Origin of the sequence: Cognatishimia sp. SS12, from assembly GCF_028369055.1 — a bacterium.
In the GTDB taxonomy this organism is placed as follows: Bacteria; Pseudomonadota; Alphaproteobacteria; order Rhodobacterales; family Rhodobacteraceae; genus Cognatishimia.
Genome location: NZ_JAQNCZ010000004.1, coordinates 255,378 through 273,394, shown reverse-complemented (window position 1 = coordinate 273,394; position 18,017 = coordinate 255,378). Strand labels below are relative to the sequence as shown.

Here is an 18,017-nt window from a genome sequence, read left to right as displayed (position 1 = left end):
GCCTTGGGCAACGCACGTAATATCGCATTTTGGGTGGTGCTGTTCCTGCTGATCCTCGCCCTGTTCAATCTGTTCAGCGGCAACAGCAGCACATTGCAGAGCCGTGAAATAGGCTATTCAGATTTTGTCGCAGCCGTTGAAGATGGCGGCGTGACCAGCGTGACGCTGGACGGCGAAAAAGTGATTTACCGCGGATCGGACGGCAAGGATTATCTGACCATCGCGCCGGAAGACGCGAAAGTGACAGAACTTCTGCTTGAGAAAAACGTCCCTGTGCAAGCTGAGGCGCAGCAGCAATCTGGGCTGCAATCTTTCCTCTTGAGCCTGCTGCCCTTCGCGCTGCTGATCGGCGTCTGGATCTATTTCATGAACCGCATGCAAGGCGGTGGCAAAGGCGGCGCAATGGGCTTTGGTAAATCCAAGGCCAAAATGCTCACCGAAAAGCATGGCCGCGTCACCTTTGATGATGTGGCGGGCATTGATGAAGCCAAGGAAGAGCTGGAAGAGATCGTTGAATTCCTGCGCAACCCGCAGAAATTCTCGCGCCTCGGTGGCAAAATTCCGAAAGGCGCGCTGCTGGTAGGCCCTCCGGGCACTGGTAAGACGCTTTTGGCGCGTGCGATCGCGGGCGAAGCGGGCGTACCGTTCTTTACCATCTCCGGTTCTGATTTTGTTGAAATGTTCGTGGGTGTTGGCGCGAGCCGCGTGCGCGACATGTTTGAACAAGCCAAGAAGAACGCGCCTTGTATTGTCTTTATCGACGAGATTGACGCCGTGGGTCGCCATCGTGGTGCGGGCTATGGCGGCGGCAACGATGAGCGCGAACAAACGCTCAACCAATTGCTGGTTGAAATGGACGGCTTTGAGGCCAACGAAGGTGTGATCATTCTGGCGGCGACCAACCGCAAGGATGTTCTTGACCCTGCGCTGCTGCGTCCGGGCCGTTTTGACCGCAACGTGACCGTGGGCAACCCTGACATCAAAGGCCGCGAGAAAATTCTGGCCGTGCATGCGCGCAAGACGCCGCTTGGCCCAGATGTTGACCTGCGCATTATCGCGCGCGGTACACCGGGTTTCTCGGGCGCTGATCTCGCGAACCTCGTGAACGAGGCTGCGCTGATGGCGGCGCGTGTCGGTCGCCGCTTTGTGACCATGGAGGATTTTGAATCCGCCAAAGACAAGGTCATGATGGGGGCTGAGCGTCGCTCGATGGTGCTGACCCAGGACCAGAAAGAAAAAACCGCCTACCACGAAGCGGGACATGCGGTTGTTGGCCTGATGCTGCCGGAATGTGACCCGGTTTACAAAGCGACGATCATTCCGCGCGGCGGCGCTCTGGGTATGGTCGTGTCCCTGCCCGAAATGGACCGGCTCAACTGGCACAAAAACGAGTGTGAGCAAAAGCTGGCCATGACCATGGCGGGCAAGGCGGCCGAAATTCTCAAATACGGCGATGACCATGTTTCAAACGGCCCCGCAGGCGATATCCAGCAGGCGAGCCAATTGGCACGCGCCATGGTGATGCGCTGGGGCATGTCCGACAAGGTTGGCAATATTGACTACGCCGAGGCGCACGAAGGCTATCAGGGCAATACCGGTGGTTTCTCGGTCTCGGCCAACACCAAAGAGCTGATCGAAGACGAGGTGAAGCGCTTCATTCAGGAAGGCTATGAAGTAGCGCATCGAATCCTGACGGAAAACAAAGAGGCTTGGGAGCGTCTGGCGCAGGGGCTCCTGGAATATGAAACCCTGACCGGCGATGAAATCAAGCGCGTGATGGAAGGCCGCCCGCCGCAGGCAGGTGATGATGACGACGGATCTGCCAGCGTCGAAGAAAAACCATCGGTCACGGCGATCCCTAAAACCAAGCCGCGTAACAAACCGGACAGCGGATTGGAACCTGAACCAAGCGCCTGATTTTCGGAACTGACATCCAAAGAAACCCCCGGCCTCGCCAAAAGGCCGGGGGTTTTTTCGTGCCGCGCGCCCCCTTTGGGTGCAGCCATTGGACGCTTGCACCCCGGTCTTTGTCGCAAATCGACGCTGATTGTCTGGCAAAACACGATATTTGTTGAGATGCTTGCGTCAGACAGGGAGGGAGCAACCGTCATGACACATCAAAGCGATATCGAAATTGCCCGCGCTGCGGACAAATTGCCAATCGGAGATATTGCCGCGCGGCTGGGGATGCAGCCCACGGACATTGTTCCCTATGGGCATGACAAAGCGAAAGTTGGCCAGGGCTTTATCCGCTCTGTGCAGGACCGGCCGGATGGCAAGTTGATCCTTGTCACCGCGATCAATCCGACCCCCGCAGGAGAGGGCAAGACGACGACCACCGTGGGGCTGGGCGATGGTCTGAACCGGATTGGCAAAAAGGCGATGATCTGCATCCGCGAAGCCTCTCTGGGTCCCAATTTCGGTATGAAGGGCGGCGCAGCCGGTGGCGGCTATGCGCAGATCGTGCCGATGGAGGACATGAACCTGCATTTCACCGGGGATTTTCACGCCATCACGGCGGCGCATTCCCTGTTGTCGGCGATGATCGACAACCATGTCTACTGGGGCAATGAACAAGAGATCGACATTCGCCGCATCACCTGGCGGCGGGTGGTTGACATGAACGACCGTGCGCTGCGCCAGATCACGGCCTCATTGGGCGGGGTGTCCAACGGCTTTCCACGCGAAACCGGCTATGACATCACCGTGGCCTCTGAGGTCATGGCGATCCTCTGTCTGGCCGAAGATCTGAAAGATCTGGAGCGACGGCTTGGGAATATCATCATTGGCTATCGGCGTGACAAATCGCCGATCTACTGCCGCGATATCAAGGCGGCCGGGGCCATGACCGTCTTGCTGAAAGACGCCATGCAGCCCAATCTGGTGCAGACGCTGGAAAACAACCCCGCCTTTGTCCACGGCGGACCCTTCGCCAATATTGCCCATGGCTGCAATTCGGTGATTGCCACCAAGACCGCGCTGAAACTGGCGGATTATGTTGTCACCGAAGCGGGTTTCGGGGCCGACCTCGGGGCCGAAAAATTCATGAACATCAAATGCCGCAAGGCCGGCATCGCGCCGTCGGTGGTGGTTGTGGTGGCCACGGTGCGCGCCATGAAGATGAATGGCGGTCTGGCCAAAGATCAATTGGGCCAAGAGGACACAGACGCGGTGCGCCGTGGCTGCGACAACCTTGGGCGGCATATCGAAAACGTCAAATCCTTTGGCGTGCCCGTCGTTGTGGCGATCAACCATTTCGTCACAGATACCGACGCCGAAGTGGATGCGATCAAAGATTACGTCACATCTCACGGGTGTCAGGCAATCCTGTCGCGCCATTGGGAGCTTGGCTCAGAAGGGTCTGCTGATCTGGCTAAAAAGGTCGCGGAACTGGCCGATTCAGATGCCGCGCATTTTGCGCCGCTCTATCGTGACGAAATGCCTCTGTTTGAAAAAATCAAAACCATCGCGACACGCATCTATCGCGCAGATGAGGTGATGGCGGACAAGAAAATCCGTACCCAACTCAAAGAGTGGGAAGCCGCAGGCTATGGCCACCTGCCGATCTGCATGGCCAAGACACAGTATAGTTTTTCCACCGACCCCAATCTGCGCGGCGCGCCAACAGGTCATTCGGTGCCGATCCGCGAGGTGCGGCTTGCGGCCGGGGCGGGGTTTATCGTGGTGGTCTGCGGGGAAATCATGACAATGCCGGGGCTGCCGCGAACCCCTTCGGCTGAATTCATTCATCTAAACGAAGAAGGACAGATCGAAGGGTTGTTCTAAGCGCAAAAATAGGCTTTCTGCGGGGCAATGCCTTAGCGGCGCAGGAGTAGCAGTATGAACAATCCGCTTACAGCACAAGATTGCACAGACATGTCAGAGGTTCGGGCCGGGATTGATCGGTTGGACAAGGCGCTGGTGGCCCTGCTGGCGGAGCGCGCGACGTTTATCGACCGCGCGGTCGCGCTCAAGTCGGAAAACGGTTGGCCCGCGCGCATCCCGGATCGCGTCGAAGAGGTTGTGCAGAATGTGCGCCGCGAGGCCGAAGCGCAGGGGCTGGACTCTGCGCTGATCGAACGGATCTGGCGGCAGTTGATCGACTGGTCGATTGATCGGGAAGAACGGGGCCTGAACCGCAAATAAGCGCACGGCCAAACACGACGGTGTAGGAGAAGACAATGTCGGCACAGATAATTGATGGCAAAGCGTTCGCTGGGCAGGTGCGCGAGAAAGTCGCGCAGCATGTGGCGCGCTTGAAAGAAGAACACGACATCACCCCGGGTCTGGCCGTGGTGTTGGTGGGCGAAGATCCCGCGAGTCAGGTCTATGTGCGCTCCAAGGGCAAACAGACGGTCGAAGTGGGCATGAACAGCTATGAACACAAGCTTGACGCCGACACCTCGGAAGCGGACCTCTTGGCGCTGATCGAAAAGCTGAACGCCGATCCTGCGGTGCATGGCATTCTGGTACAGCTGCCTCTGCCGGGCCATTTGAACGAAGATCTGGTGATCAACTCGATTGACCCGGCCAAGGATGTTGATGGGTTTCATATTTCCAACGTCGGCCTGTTGGGGACCGGGCAAAAATCAATGGTGCCCTGCACGCCGCTGGGCTGCTTGATGATGCTGCGCGATCACCATGGCTCGCTCTCCGGCATGAACGCTGTTGTGATTGGCCGCTCCAACATCGTGGGCAAACCGATGGCGCAGCTGTTGCTGGGCGACAGCTGCACCGTGACGATCGCGCATAGTCGGACCAAGGATCTGCCCGAAGTGGTTGGCCGCGCTGACATCGTGGTGGCGGCTGTTGGACGGCCGGAAATGGTGCCCGGGGACTGGATCAAAGAGGGCGCGACCGTGGTCGACGTGGGTATCAATCGGATCGAACGCGACGGTAAGAACAAGCTTGTGGGCGATGTGGATTTCGCCAGCGCATCGGCGCGCGCAGGGGCGATCACGCCCGTGCCGGGTGGTGTCGGCCCGATGACCATTGCCTGCCTGCTGGCCAATACCGTGACGGCCTGCTGCCGTGCCAACGACCTGGCTGAACCTGAAGGGCTAACTGCCTAAGTTTACTCAACAAAAGATTGCATTGGCGCGGCCCTCGGGTCGCGCTTTTTTGTTGACTGCCCCAGAAATCCTTTGTCTCATTTTGACGTTTGCTCTATGCAGGTTTGAGTTTTTAAGCATCTATTGATATTTATTTTCGAACAGAGGAAGGCATGTTCATTATCTTTCGAGATACATTCAAATCGCTGTTATCGAGGCCCATTATTTTGATCTGGGCCATCGCCACGGGTGGAGCAATTTTGGCTGGCCCCTTTGGCACCTTTGAAAGCATGGCTTTCGCCCCCCGTGCGCTGTATTGGCTGATCATTGTCAGCAGCTCGATTGTGCTGGGGTATTTTGGCCATGCGCTCGCGCGTCTTGTGGCTGGTCCGGATGAAACCGCAGTGGTGCAATTGCTGAGCGGAGCGTTTGGCACGGTTTTTGTGGCCACCGATGTGTGGCTTGTGCGCCATCTTTTCCAAACCTCGGAAGGTGCCCAGATGGGGTATCAGGCCCTGCTGGGCAATGTGGGCTTTGTGTTCTTTGCCGTGGTGGCTGTTCGGATCGGCATCATGCAGGTCCATCGCGCTCAGGGGCATGACACGGAGCCAGAAAAAATGGCACCCAGCATGCGTGAGGCACCAGAAGAGGATGCGCCCGCTGCGACCCCGCGCCTGATGCAGCGACTGCCGGCCCATATTGGCGGGCAAATTTTGCGGCTGACCGCGGACAATCATTTTGTCGAGGTCGTTAGCACGCAGGGGGCGACCTCGCTGCGCATGCGCTTCCGCGACGCGATTGCGGAACTGGATGGGATCGCCGGGTCAGTGGTGCACCGGTCTCACTGGGTGGCGCATGACGCCATCAGCGGCGTTGATAAAACTCACGGGAAATTGGTGCTGCGCCTTCGCAACGGGGATGAAGTGCCGGTCAGCCGCAGCTATCGCGCCGAGTTAGAGGCCGCAGATCTGCCTATGTTGCCGTTTGCGACAGAGATATCATCCGAGGTGTCTGACCGGTCGTAATGGCATAGGCGGTGCGGCGCATAAGCCCGGCCAGCGCCGGATCGCTGCTGCGCAGCCCGCCGGTGTAGGTGCCATAGGCAGGCAGGATCACCCGATCGGAGTCAAAAAGGAAAGCTGGGCGCGAGATGCGTCTCAGCCGCGTTTGAACGCTGATCTTTGGATGGTAATGCCCAGAAATCTCACCGCTCTGCCCGGGTTGGGCAATGTGGCGAAACGTCAGGGGCGGGGTCAACAGCTCTGCCAGGTGGCTGCCGGGCAGATCCAGCGGGCCGGGATCGTGGTTGCCCTCAATCCACACCCAGCGTCGCCCTGCCTGAAGGCGCAAGATCCAATCCGTGGCCTGTTCTGGCAAAGCATCTGCAGCCGCCAAATCGTCAAAACTGTCGCCCAAACACACCACGTTTTCCGCGCCGGTCTGCCGCAGATCATTCTCAAGCCGGATAAGCGTATCCTGCACATCATAAGGCGGCAGGTGGCCACCGCCTTTGCGCAGGATGCGTTCTGATTTGCCCAGATGCAGATCGGACACACAGAGCAGATTGTGCGCGCCCCACCACAGCGCCCCGGACCCGAGCGCCGTGAGCGTTTCGCCTGCCAAAGAAAATTCAACAGTTTTCATGCCCCAGAGGTGACGGCTTTTGCCGGGCAGGGCAAGGGGCGCGCTGCGTTATTCTGAAATTCCAGCCGCCGTGAGCAATGCCGCCTCTTCTTCGGCCAGCAGACGTTCATCGGCACTGCCGTTGACCTGTACTTTGCCCACCTCCAGAAACAGCGGCGCGGCAAACGGGCTGACCCGCTCCAGCGGGTGGTGGTCAATATTACCGCCGGCGCGTTGCATCATCTCTTCGATCCGGGAAAAATCGACAAGGCCGCGCATGGCCTCTTCGCGGGTGATCTGCATCAGCAGGTGATCCGGGTCATAGCGCAGCAGCGTGTCATAAAGGATATCGCTGCTGAACGTCGCCTGCCGCCCGGTCTTTTTCTGTGCCGCTGTGCGTCGCTCCAGCAGCCCGGCGATGGTGGCGACACCGCGAAAGCTGCGTTTCATCAAGGCATTTTCCGCCAGCCAACCGTCCAGTCCCGCGCGCAAAAGCGCCATATCAAATAGCGGCACCGGGTCCGTGATGGCATCAAGCCCCCAGATCAGCGTCGCGTAATCGGTGGCGACAAACCCCATGGGCGCAAGCCCCAGGTCCTCCATGCGTTTGGTGAGCAACAGCCCTAGGGTTTGCTGCGCGTTCCGCCCGGCGAACCCGTAAACGCAGAGGTGGGCCCGCCCTTCGTGCGGAAAGCTTTCGATCAGCAGCCGCCCGGCTTGCGGCAGGCACGAAACCTCTTGCTGCAGCGCCACCCAATCGCGCGTATGGGGCGGCAAAGCCGTTAGATCACCGCCATTTAACAACGCCAGAATGCGCGCCGACAGCTGGGTGGAGGTGGCGAATTTGGTGCCCATGAACGTGGCGACTTTGGGCTTTTTCGCAGCGGCGCGGCTGACCTCAACCGTCAACTCGCGCAGCCCTTCGTATCGCACGATCTGCCCGCCCATCAGAAAGGTATCACCGGGGGTGAGCGAGGCGGCAAAGCTTTCTTCGATTTCCCCCAGCGGGCGGCCACCGCGCCCGCGCCCTAGGCGTACTTTCAAAAGGTCACTGTCCTGGATGGTGCCTGCGTTCATGCGAATGCGCGCGGCGCTGCGCGGATCGCGCAAGTGCCACAGCCCGTCGGCACCTTGCCGGATACGCTGCCATTGATCATAGGCGCGCAGGGCATAGCCGCCGGTGGCGCAGAACTCCAGACAGGCGTCAAAGTCGGCGCGGCTCAGCCCAAGGTAGGGGCCGGCGCTGCGCATCTCGTCAAATAGGGCGTCAGCGTCAAAAGGGCCCGCGGCGGCGCGCAGCAGAATATGCTGGCACAGTACATCCTTGGGCCCGTCTGCGCGCGGGCTGCCATCCAGTTTTCCGGCCAAAACCGCCTGAAGCGCCGCCACACATTCGATGACCTCAAAGCGGTTGGCCGGCACCAACAGGGCCTTGGAAGGCGCATTGTAACGGTGATTGGCGCGGCCGATCCGTTGCACCAGGCGCTTGACGTTCTTGGGGGCACCGATCTGAATGACCAGATCCACATCCCCCCAGTCGATCCCCAGATCAAGGCTGCCGGTGCAGACCACCGCGCGCAGCTCTCCGGCGACCATGGCGGCTTCGACCTTCAGGCGTTGGGCATGATCCAAAGACCCGTGGTGGATGCCGATCGGCAGGCTGTCGTCATTGGCAAGCCAGAGATTGTGAAAGAAAATCTCGGCCTGCGCGCGCGTGTTGTGGAAAATCAGCGTGGTCTTGTGTTTGCGGATCTCTTCCAGCACGGCGGGAATGGCATAGGCCGCGCCGCCGCCTGACCACGGGGGCGGCGTTTCGGTGCGCAGCATGGCGATATCGGGGGCGGGCCCCGGGTCGGCGTCGATCACCTCACAGGGGGCAGCGCCTGCGAGAAACTGCGCGATGTCTTCTGGGCGGTCCACCGTGGCCGACAGGCCCACCCGCTTGAGACCTGGGCAAATCGTTTGCAGTCGCGCCAGCGCCAGCATCAGTTGATCCCCGCGTTTGCTTTCGGCAAGCGCATGGATTTCATCCACCACAATGCGTTTCAGCCCGGCAAAGGTGCGCGCCGCATCTTCATAGCTGGTCATCAACGCAAGGCTTTCCGGGGTGGTCAGCAGGATATGCGGCGGGTCGGCACGTTGGCGTTTTTTGACGCTGTTTGCGGTGTCGCCGGTACGGTCTTCGACGCGGATCGGCAGCTGCATCTCGGCAATGGGCGTGCTGAGGTTGCGTTTGATATCAGCCGCCAGCGCCTTGAGCGGTGACACATAAAGCGTGTGCATACCCTGATGGGTGCCATCTGCGAGCGCGATCAATGTGGGGAGGAACCCGGCCAAAGTCTTGCCGCCGCCGGTCGGGGCAATCAGCAGAGTGGCGGGGGCAGCGGATCGCGCCAGCAAAGCGGATTGATGCGGGTGAATCTGCCAGCCCTTGTCATGAAACCAAGCGTCAAAAGCGGCGGGCAGTTGCGTCATCTCTGCGCGCGTCAGCCCTGATCGGGGGCGCAGAACATGCGATAGAGCAGGGCGATGACTTCTTTGGTGTTCGGGTCTGAAAGCGAATAATACACCTGCTTGCCATCGCGGCGCGTGGATACAAACCCATCGTCCCGCAGGCGCGCCAACATTTGGCTGACCGTCGCCTGACGTATTTCAAGCAGCGCTTCCAACTCGCTGACGGAGCGTTCGGCCGTGCAGAGATGGCACAGGATCATCAGCCGCCCACCATGCGCGAGCGTTTTCAGATAGCTCGCGGCGCTTTCGGCGTTTTGCTCCATCTCGGAGATCGGAACAGTGGTCGGCTGTATATTCATCGCGAATTCCCAAATGCCAGTCTTTGATACCATGCCGCTCGCGCGGGGGCGAGCATCATATGCCTCAAGAGGAGAGGGGGTTATCAGGCAATGGCTTGCGTGACAAGACCAGCAGCGCGCCGCCCATTAATGAGGCGGCGAGCACAAACACTGCGCCCGGAAAAAAGATGGGTGCCTCGCCCGAGGAAAAATAGGCAAAGGTCTGGGTCATCAGCAGGGGCGAGAGGATCATGCCGATGGAGGAGACCGCGCTGAGCACGCCCTGCAACTCCCCTTGGGCGTCATCCGGCACGCTTTGTGACATCAGCCCTTGCAACGCGGGCAGCCCGACCGTAGCAAGCGCGGCCAGCGGCGTGGCGATCAGCGCCAGGGATCCGGCGGTGATAAATGCCATCAGCGTCATGACAATCACCTCCATGCTGATACCGGCCACAACCGCGCCGCGCGCGCCAAACAGGTTCACGGCAGGCTGGACCAACCCGCCTTGCACCAGCGCAAAGGTTACGCCGAAAATACCCAGAGACAGCCCGATCAGACCGGGGCCCCAGCCAAATTGCTGCGCGGTGAAATAGGGCCAGATCACCGGGTAAACCATGACGGACAGCTGATAGAGGAAAAAGACGTAAATGAGGTTTGACAGCCCCGGCATCTTTGCAATTGACAGCAAGGCGCCCAGCGGGTTGGCCCGCCGCCATAAAAAAGCGCGCCGTTTTTCAGGCGGCAGCGACTCCTTCAGGACAACGCAGCCAAGCAGCATGATCGCAGTTGCCAAGAAAGCTGCGGCGAACATCGGTGCGCGCGTGCCATATTCGCCGAGGAGACCGCCAAGCATCGGGCCCAGAACAAACCCCACGCCAAAACCTGCGCCAATCAGGCCAAAGTTGCGCGCCTTTTCGTCCTGCGTGCTGATATCGGCCATATAAGCGCTCGCCGTGGCCTGCGTTGCGGCGGCAATCCCACCCAGCAGGCGGGCCAGGATCAGCACAATCATGCTGTGGGTGAGGCCCATGACCAAATAGCTGACAGCCATGACAGCCAGCGAACTCAGCAAAAGCGGGCGGCGGCCATAGCGATCAGAAAGCCCCCCGATCACCGGGCCAAACAGAAACAGCATCCCGGCAAATAGCGTCGCCAACAGGCCGCCCCAGATCGCGGCATCGGCGATGTCACTGCCTTCGATCTCGCGGATCAGTTCCGGTGTCACCGGCATGATCAGCCCAATGCCCATCGCGTCGACCATGATCGTCGCGAGGATGAAAATCTTTGAGGTAGGGCGCAGCATGGCGACTCGGTTTGAGGTGTTACCCCTAAGATTTAAAGCAAATTCTGGCTTGTTGCAGGTGTGGCAATCATGACTTTTGCGCCAAAAGCAGGCTGGAGTAGGCACCGAGGCACAGTTGTGGCAGGTGCAGCGTCGTGGTGACTTCCGAAACTTCGGCGCTCTCTGCAAAAGCGCTCTCATGCCCTCGGCAGGCGGACGCCAAAGCGGCATGGCGCGCATCGGCTTTGCTGTTGGCGTCAGACAACGCTCCGGCGAGCGCGGCCAGCCAACTGCCAAGCGCGTGCAACACCGCTTGGAGCGGCGCGCTCGGCGTATCCCCCAGCCGCAGCGCCGCGGCGAGCGCGGTGTGATCTTCGGCGGGCAGCCCCCTCAACCAAAGCTGTGATATTGCGGTTTTCAGTGCGGGCAGGGCGGCTTCCAGATCGGTCAAAGCGGTGGATTTCTCGGGCAAGGCTGCCAGATCACGCGCGCAGAGCGTCAGAAACTGTCGCAGGCGCAGCGCGTCAGCGGTGGCTGCGACGGCCTGCGCCTCTGCGCCGCGCATCAGATATTGGCTGTGCTCGGGGGCTTCGAGTTCCTTAGCAAAAGCGTCGGACAGCGCGGACGCCAGCGGACGTCCGGTGCCGATGCTCTGGGCCAGGCTCGCCGGATCAATCTGCACCTCCATCGTATTGCGATGCAAAAACATCCCAGACTCTGCGGGGATAGCCCCGCTTTCGGCCTGCACTTTGGCAAGGTTGCCGATCACCAGCAGGATGGCGCGCAGCTTTGCGGATTCGGTGAAAAGCCGTCCTGCGTCGCCAGTCGGGAAGCGTTTGGCATAAAGCGGGCTGTCAAATACAGAAGCGGCCATGGCAATGTCTTTCGGTCTATTAAGGTGGGCTTAGCCGCAGCAGCCTGCGGCACCATCATCGGTCTTGGCGGCACGCGCGGCTTGGCCAATTGCGATCAGAAAGTTCGAAAGCGCCTTGGCGAAAGCGGCGGGCTGATCCAGAGGGCTCAAATGGCTCGAGCGGCGCAGCAGGTGAAACTCTGATCCCGGGATCAGCGCCGCGGTTTCGCGCAGCATGTCTGGCGGCACCAGCCGATCCTCGGCGCCCGACATGGCCAATGTTGGCAGGCGCAGACCGCTGGTGGGGGTATAAAAATCGGTGCCCTTGATGGCTGCAAAGGCCCCGATCAGCCCATCCACCGGCGTGGCGGCAAACTGTGCTTCGGCCCGCTGATGAGCCCCAGCGCGCAGATCAGCACGATGAAACCACAGTGGCATCATGCGGGCCGCCAAAGGCGCGGCACCTGCTGAGGCCAGCTCGTCCATCATCGCGCGCCAATGGGGCGCATGACCAAGGCGAACGGCAGTATTTACCAGACCCAATGCGCGCACCTGATCCAGCCGTTTCACCGCCAGCCCCTGGGCAATCAGACCACCCAGTCCTAGCCCCAGCACCATCGCGTCACGAATGGACAGATGATCGAGCAGCCGTTCCGCATCACGCACCAGCGCCCCCATGCTATAGGGGGCCGGCGGGCAGGAAGAGCGGCCATGGCCACGCAGATCAAAGCGCAGCACCCGTAGTGTCGTTGGCAATAGCGGCAGCACCGCGTCCCAAAGCGACAGATCGGTGCCAAAGGTGTGGATCAAGACAAGGGGCGCACCTTCGTCCGGCCCGTGTAGTTCCGCGTTGAGGGTGACATCCCCAAGGTCAATCTGCATCATCCGGTCCCAGCCGCATATGTGCGATGATCTGCCCATGGTCCGACGCCAATTTGTTATACGGCGCTTCCGGGTGGCTCCCGTCGGTCAGATGATCATTAAGCACACTGAAATAGTTCATCGTGCCAATACGCTTTGGATTGTCCGGATGAAAGTGTTGGCTAAGGAAAATCTGGTCAATGCTCTCGTGCACGCCGCCAAAGGCGGTGGTGTAAATCATGTCGCGCAGGCTTTTGCGCACGAACAGCTTTTCCGCTGAGGTCAGGCGCAGCCGCTCCATCCGCGCGCGGATCGCGGCATCTTCGGCCGCGCTATAGCGGTCGCGCGGGCTTTGGGCGTCATGGCGCAGCATCCATTCATAGTTCTTGAACGGCACTTCGCCCGAAATGATTTCGGAACTCACCGCATCTTCGCCATCGTTGAAATCCCCCGTGACCATCACCGGATGGCCGGCCTCAAGTTCAGCCACGATCGCGCGGCGCAATACCCAGGCTTCTGCCATGCGGCGCAGCGCGGCGCGCAAGGCCCCTTGGGCCCGCCCCAGCGGATCATAGCGCGTCAGGTCCGCCTCAGGCGGATAGGGGCGGCCGGGCGGGGTGATGAACTCGCCCAGCTTGGATTTAAGATGGCAGGTAAAGACCGTGATCTCTTGGTCCGCCACCGGCACGCGCACCTTGAGGATCGGACGCGACAGCCGCGATATCGTATAATGCCCACCGTCCCCGCCGCCCAACTCCTGCAAGGGGATATGCACCGGCTCTTGCAGATCCTGGATCACCTCGGGCGCGCCGCGAAAGCCAAACCGGCTGAGCACCGCGACACCGGGCCGGCGCTGCCCGGGCGTGGGGCTGTCATTGCTGTTGGGGGCAAAGGCCAGCGCGGCATCGCGGTAGCCGCCAAATCCCAATTTGCGAAATATCGCCTTGCGGTGATAGCGCTTGTCCGGCCCCGGCACGCTGGCGGCATTCAGCGCCGCGCCCCGCGCATCCGCCTCTGCGATCACCGTTTTCAGCGCCTCCTCTTCAAAGATCTCCTGAAAGCCGACGATATCGGCATCCATCGACAAGAGTTGATCGGCCAGCCAATCGACCTTCCAGGCGTGTTCTTCCGGCGTATAGCTTTGGAACCTGTAATATTCCTGATCGGGGCCAATCAGGTTTTTGACGTTGAATGAGGCGATCGTGAATTCGGTCATGGAAACTCCGGCGCTTTGGGCTGGCGGTGGGCGTTCAAGTGAGCAGGCGTATCTGGTCGATCCACTGCCTCAGCGCGTCAAGCGCGGCGGGTTCGTCCAGAAAGGGGATGTGGCCGCGATCAGGGACGTTGACCGCAATGGCTTCGGGCAGAGCCGCCTGCATTTTGTCAAAGGTCTCTTGGGTCAATAGCGGGCTATTTGCGCCGCGGATCAATGCCGTAGGGCAGGCCGCGAAAGCGTTGAAAAACGGCCAGAGATCCGGGATGGGTTGCAGGCTGGCCTCGAGCACAGCGTCGCGCAGCTTGGGATCATAAGCGTTGATCAGCCCGGCGTCGGTCTGGACAAAAATCTTGGCGCATTCCTCACGCCAGCGCCCGTCGGGCACATTGGCAAAGCCTTGCATGATCTCGGCGCGTGCGCTGGCGGCGCTGTCCAGATTCTGCCAGATCGGCGGTTGACCGACGAAATTCTTGATGTCCTCCAGCGCGGCAGCGGCCAGTTCGGGGCCAATATCATTCAGCGCAACGCCCAGCAGGCGATCCATCTGCGTTGCGCCAAGTGCCATGGCGCACAGCCCGCCCCGTGAGCTGCCGATGATCGCAAAGCGCGCAATGCCAAGGTGATCCATCAGTTCAAGCGCATCCAGGCTCTCGCGGGGAATGGAATAGCTGCTGTGGTCTGTTGCCCAATCGGAACGTCCGCGCCCGCGATAGTCCATTTTGATCAGGCGCACATCGCCCAGAAGGCCGTCGATATAATCAAAGTCGCCGGAATTGCGCGTCAGCCCCGCGAGGCAGAGGATCGGCAGGCCCTTGCCGGTGTCGGTGTAATGCAGCGTCAGATTGTCGGAGGTTTTAAAGTTGGGCATTGGGCGTGATCATCTTTGCAATCGGGGACAGGTTGGCCAATTCAAATTGTGGCGTGTGGGGGAGGCGATCCATGGGTTCGCCACTGCGATTGACCCAGACGGTCTGAAAACCAAAGCCGCTGGCCCCGGCGACGTCCCAGCCATTGGACGACACGAAAAGCACCGAATCCGCAGCGACGTCAAAGTGATCGAGCACCAGTTGATACACCGCGCGGTCGGGTTTGAAATTGCCGACGCTTTCCACGCTCAGCTGCGCATCCAGCAGCGAGGCGATATCGGCGCTGTCGACCGCCGCTTGCAGCATCCTGGGGCTGCCGTTGGACAGGATGGCGGTCTTAAGCCCCGCCGCCTTCAGCGCCTGCAAAAGCGCGCGCGCCTCTGGATAGGCGTCAAGTTCCCAATAAAGTTGCAACAGCCGCGCCCGCAGCGCGCCATCCTCTAGCAGCCCTGAGGCTTCCAGCGCCCAGTCCAGGGCGTCTTCGGTGACGCGCCAGAAATCGCAATACTCGCCGCTGACAGCGCGCAGCCAGGAATATTGCAGCTGCTTGGCGCGCCAGTCTGTGGCCAGTTTGGGCCAATGGGCGGCCAGCATGGCGTGCTGTGGTTCCTCGGCGGCGCGGCGGGCCGCGGCGGTGACGTCAAACAGCGTGCCATAGGCGTCAAATACGCAGGTGGTGATTGGCATGGGGCCTCCTTATCAATGCAGGATGGGGTGCCACGGAAAGATGTCAACCGGGCGATTTGCCTTTTGGGCTCTGAGCGCTTAGGGTCCGGCGTTTGTGGCCTTGAGGCACAAGGCGAGACTGAGAGAAAAGTTAGGAAAACGCATGACAGCGGCAAAAGCGGGCGACAAGGTCCAGATTCATTACACAGGCACTCTGGACGACGGGAGCGTGTTTGACAGCTCCGAAGGGCGCGATCCGCTGGAGTTTCAACTTGGGTCCGGTCAGGTCATCCCCGGGTTTGACACGGGTGTGACCGGCATGGAAGTCGGCGAAAAGAAAACCATCAACATTCCTTGCGAAGAGGCCTATGGCCCAGTCAATGAGGCGATGGTGCAAGATGTGCCGCGCGGTCAGATCCCGGCCGAGATCCCGCTGTCCGAAGGGCTGATGCTGCAAATGCAGGGGCCGGATGGGCAGGTGCTGCCGGTGCAGGTCAAGAAATTTGACGATGAAACTGTTACGTTGGACGCCAACCACGCGCTGGCAGGTAAAGACCTGACCTTTGCGCTGGAGCTTGTGTCGATCAACTGATCGTCGCAGCAATTGGGACCAAAAAGCAAAGAGGCCGCCCGGTGGGCGGCCTTTTTTTGTTCGGTATTCGCGCGATCAAAGTCCGCGCGATCAAAGATTGTCTGGCTGCGGCATGCCCAGCACGTGGTATCCGCCGTCCACACGGATGATTTCGCCGGTGGTGCAGGCCCCGGCGTCCGACGCCAGATAAACCGCCGTGCCGCCCACCGCCTCGAGCGTCGCATTGGCGCGCAGGGGGGCGTTTTGTTCGGTCTGGCGGAAGGTCTTGCGCGCGCCGCCAATGGCAGCCCCGGCGAGGGTTTTCATCGGGCCGGGCGAGATGGCGTTAACGCGGATGCCATCGGGGCCAAGGTCATTGGCCAGATAGCGGGTTGTCGCCTCAAGCGCGGCTTTGGCAACCCCCATGACATTGTAAAACGGCGTGACGCGGTTGGACCCTTGATAGGTCAGCGTCAGAATGGTGCCGCCATTGTCTTTCATCATCGGATGGGCGCGGCGCGCCACTTCGATCAGGCTATAGGCCGAGATATCAAGCGAGTTCTTGAAATTGGCGCGGCTGGTGTCAAGAAAGCGGCCGGTCAGCTCGTTCTTGTCGGAATAGGCGATGGCGTGCACCACAAAATCAAGGCTGTCCCAGCGGGTGGCCAGCGCCTCAAACGCCGCATCAAGCGAGGCATCATCAGTGACGTCCACATCGACCAGAAGATCGCTGCCAACGCTTTCTGCTAGCGGGGCAAGGCGTTTGCCAAAAGCGTCGCCCTGATATGAAAATGCCAGTTCGGCCCCGGCGTCCGCCATCGCCTTGGCAATGCCCCAAGCGATGGAGCGTTCATTGGCCACGCCCATGACAAGGCCGCGTTTTCCTTTCAGAAGATCAGACATGCCTGCAGTCCCTCTTAGCCGTTGTATTTGGACAGGATCATGGAGCCGTTGGTGCCGCCAAAGCCAAAGCTGTTGGTCATCACACTGTCCAGACCGGCGTTCTCGACCAGTTTGGTGGCAATCTCGCCCTCGTTGATCCCTTCGGCGAGGGTTTCAACATTGATTGATGGGGTGATGAAATCATCCTTCAGCATCAAGAGGCAGAAGATGGCCTCCATCGCGCCCGCCGCGCCCTGACCATGGCCGGTCATGGATTTGGTCGAGCTGATGGGCGGCACATTGCCTTCGCCAAAGACGCGGCGCACGGCCTGAACTTCGCCGACATCCCCCACTGGGGTCGAGGTCCCATGTGCGTTGATGTAGCTGACGGCGCGGCCTTCGGGCAGGGTTTGTAGCGCCAGGCGCATGGCGCGTTCGCCGCCTTCGCCGGATGGGGCCACCATGTCATGGCCATCGGAGGTCGCGGCAAAGCCGGTGACTTCTGCATAGATCTTCGCGCCGCGCGCCAGCGCGTGCTCCAGATCTTCCAGCACCACAATGCCGCCGCCGCCGGTGATGACAAAACCGTCGCGGTCCTGATCAAAGGCGCGGGAGGCTTTGGTGGGATCGTCATTCTTTTTGGAGGACATCGCGCCCATCGCGTCAAACAGGCAGGACAGGGTCCAGTCCAGCTCTTCGCCGCCGCCCGCAAACATCACGTCTTGTTTGCCCATCATGATCTGCTCTGCCGCGTTGCCGATGCAATGCAGCGATGTGGAACATGCCGAGGTGATCGAATAGTTGATACCCTTGATTTTAAAGGCGGTCGCGAGGTTGGCCGAGATGGTCGAACTCATGCATTTTGGCACCGCGAAAGGCCCGATCCGCTTGGTCGCGCCGCTCTTTAGAACGGTTTGATGCGCGGTCAGCATGGCCGAGGTCGATGGGCCGCCGGAGCCGGCCACAAGGCCGGTGCGTTCGTTGACAACCTGATCTTGGCTCAGGCCGGAATCGGCAATGGCCTGCTGCATGGCGATATGGGCATAGGCCGCGCCGGGGCCCATGAATCGCAGCGTGCGTTTGTCGACATGTTCGCTGACGTCGATTTTCAGCGTGCCTGCGATCTGGCTGCGAAAGCCGTGTTCAATCATCTCTGGGCTGGATTCAATGCCCGATTTGCCTGCGCGCAGGGCGGCGGTAACTTCTTCAGCGTTATTGCCGATTGAGCTGACGATGCCCAATCCTGTGACGACGACACGACGCATACGTGCACTCCCTAAATTGCTTATGCCTTAGTAGGCTTTGCGCGGAGCGGGTGCAAGGCGACATGCCGGGCCACTCCATATAAAAAAGA

At 60.3% G+C, this 18,017-nt stretch carries 17 protein-coding genes; 6 read left to right on the top strand and 11 right to left on the bottom strand.

Features of this window, described 5'->3' with window-relative positions; genetic code table 11:
- Positions 1-3: 3 nt before the first annotated feature.
- From ftsH to N6L24_RS10785, 5 genes are all read left to right on the top strand, one after another.
- Positions 4-1,917, top strand: a complete 1,914-nt coding sequence (ftsH, locus tag N6L24_RS10805) for an ATP-dependent zinc metalloprotease FtsH (protein WP_271844689.1) — start codon at positions 4-6, stop codon at positions 1,915-1,917.
- Positions 1,918-2,109: 192 nt separating this feature from the next.
- Positions 2,110-3,786 carry a formate--tetrahydrofolate ligase gene (locus tag N6L24_RS10800; protein ID WP_271844688.1) on the top strand — a complete coding sequence of 559 codons (1,677 nt, stop codon included), beginning with the start codon at positions 2,110-2,112 and terminating at the stop codon, positions 3,784-3,786.
- A 54-nt stretch (positions 3,787-3,840) separates the two neighbouring features.
- Positions 3,841-4,146, top strand: a complete 306-nt coding sequence (locus N6L24_RS10795) for a chorismate mutase (RefSeq protein WP_271844687.1) — start codon at positions 3,841-3,843, stop codon at positions 4,144-4,146.
- Positions 4,147-4,181: 35 nt separating this feature from the next.
- A complete protein-coding gene (gene folD / locus N6L24_RS10790; RefSeq protein ID WP_271844686.1) occupies positions 4,182-5,072 on the top strand; it encodes a bifunctional methylenetetrahydrofolate dehydrogenase/methenyltetrahydrofolate cyclohydrolase FolD in 891 nt (296 codons plus the stop codon).
- A gap of 152 nt (positions 5,073-5,224) precedes the next feature.
- Positions 5,225-6,076 carry a LytTR family DNA-binding domain-containing protein gene (locus N6L24_RS10785; RefSeq protein ID WP_271844685.1) on the top strand — a complete coding sequence of 284 codons (852 nt, stop codon included), beginning with the start codon at positions 5,225-5,227 and terminating at the stop codon, positions 6,074-6,076.
- On the opposite strand, the gene pdeM is transcribed toward N6L24_RS10785, so the two are convergent.
- The 9 genes from pdeM to N6L24_RS10740 all read right to left on the bottom strand — a co-directional run bounded on the left by pdeM (position 6,024) and on the right by N6L24_RS10740 (position 15,231).
- Positions 6,024-6,695 carry a ligase-associated DNA damage response endonuclease PdeM gene (gene pdeM / locus N6L24_RS10780; RefSeq protein ID WP_271844684.1) on the bottom strand — a complete coding sequence of 224 codons (672 nt, stop codon included), beginning with the start codon at positions 6,693-6,695 and terminating at the stop codon, positions 6,024-6,026. The two genes, N6L24_RS10785 and pdeM, sit on opposite strands and share 53 nt — an antisense overlap.
- A gap of 48 nt (positions 6,696-6,743) precedes the next feature.
- Positions 6,744-9,149, bottom strand: a complete 2,406-nt coding sequence (locus tag N6L24_RS10775) for a ligase-associated DNA damage response DEXH box helicase (RefSeq protein WP_271844683.1) — start codon at positions 9,147-9,149, stop codon at positions 6,744-6,746.
- A gap of 11 nt (positions 9,150-9,160) precedes the next feature.
- Positions 9,161-9,487: an ArsR/SmtB family transcription factor gene (locus N6L24_RS10770; protein WP_271844682.1), complete on the bottom strand. Its 327-nt coding sequence runs from the start codon at positions 9,485-9,487 to the stop codon at positions 9,161-9,163.
- A 64-nt stretch (positions 9,488-9,551) separates the two neighbouring features.
- Positions 9,552-10,769 carry an MFS transporter gene (locus tag N6L24_RS10765; protein ID WP_271844681.1) on the bottom strand — a complete coding sequence of 406 codons (1,218 nt, stop codon included), beginning with the start codon at positions 10,767-10,769 and terminating at the stop codon, positions 9,552-9,554.
- Positions 10,770-10,836: 67 nt separating this feature from the next.
- Positions 10,837-11,622 (bottom strand): hypothetical protein, encoded by a 786-nt coding sequence (locus tag N6L24_RS10760; RefSeq protein WP_271844680.1) that lies wholly within the window; start codon positions 11,620-11,622, stop codon positions 10,837-10,839.
- Positions 11,623-11,652: 30 nt separating this feature from the next.
- Complete coding sequence (locus tag N6L24_RS10755) at positions 11,653-12,483, bottom strand: alpha/beta fold hydrolase (protein WP_271844679.1); 831 nt, start codon at positions 12,481-12,483, stop codon at positions 11,653-11,655.
- On the bottom strand, positions 12,473-13,678 hold the full coding sequence (locus tag N6L24_RS10750) for an endonuclease/exonuclease/phosphatase family protein (protein WP_271844678.1): 1,206 nt from the start codon (positions 13,676-13,678) through the stop codon (positions 12,473-12,475). The genes N6L24_RS10755 and N6L24_RS10750 overlap by 11 nt, the downstream gene beginning before the upstream one ends.
- A gap of 34 nt (positions 13,679-13,712) precedes the next feature.
- Positions 13,713-14,546: an alpha/beta fold hydrolase gene (locus N6L24_RS10745; protein WP_271844677.1), complete on the bottom strand. Its 834-nt coding sequence runs from the start codon at positions 14,544-14,546 to the stop codon at positions 13,713-13,715.
- Entirely contained in the window at positions 14,533-15,231 is a 699-nt protein-coding gene (locus tag N6L24_RS10740; RefSeq protein WP_271844676.1) for a haloacid dehalogenase type II, read from the bottom strand. Before N6L24_RS10740 ends, N6L24_RS10745 begins: the two co-directional genes overlap by 14 nt.
- A 142-nt stretch (positions 15,232-15,373) precedes the next feature.
- Between N6L24_RS10740 and N6L24_RS10735 the strand changes: the two genes are divergently transcribed.
- Positions 15,374-15,802: an FKBP-type peptidyl-prolyl cis-trans isomerase gene (locus tag N6L24_RS10735; RefSeq protein ID WP_271844675.1), complete on the top strand. Its 429-nt coding sequence runs from the start codon at positions 15,374-15,376 to the stop codon at positions 15,800-15,802.
- A 90-nt stretch (positions 15,803-15,892) separates the two neighbouring features.
- On the opposite strand, the gene N6L24_RS10730 is transcribed toward N6L24_RS10735, so the two are convergent.
- Positions 15,893-16,684, bottom strand: coding sequence for an enoyl-ACP reductase FabI (locus tag N6L24_RS10730; RefSeq protein WP_271844674.1), 792 nt, complete (start codon positions 16,682-16,684; stop codon positions 15,893-15,895).
- Positions 16,685-16,698: 14 nt separating this feature from the next.
- Entirely contained in the window at positions 16,699-17,928 is a 1,230-nt protein-coding gene (fabB, locus tag N6L24_RS10725) for a beta-ketoacyl-ACP synthase I (protein WP_271844673.1), read from the bottom strand.
- Positions 17,929-18,017: the final 89 nt, after the last annotated feature.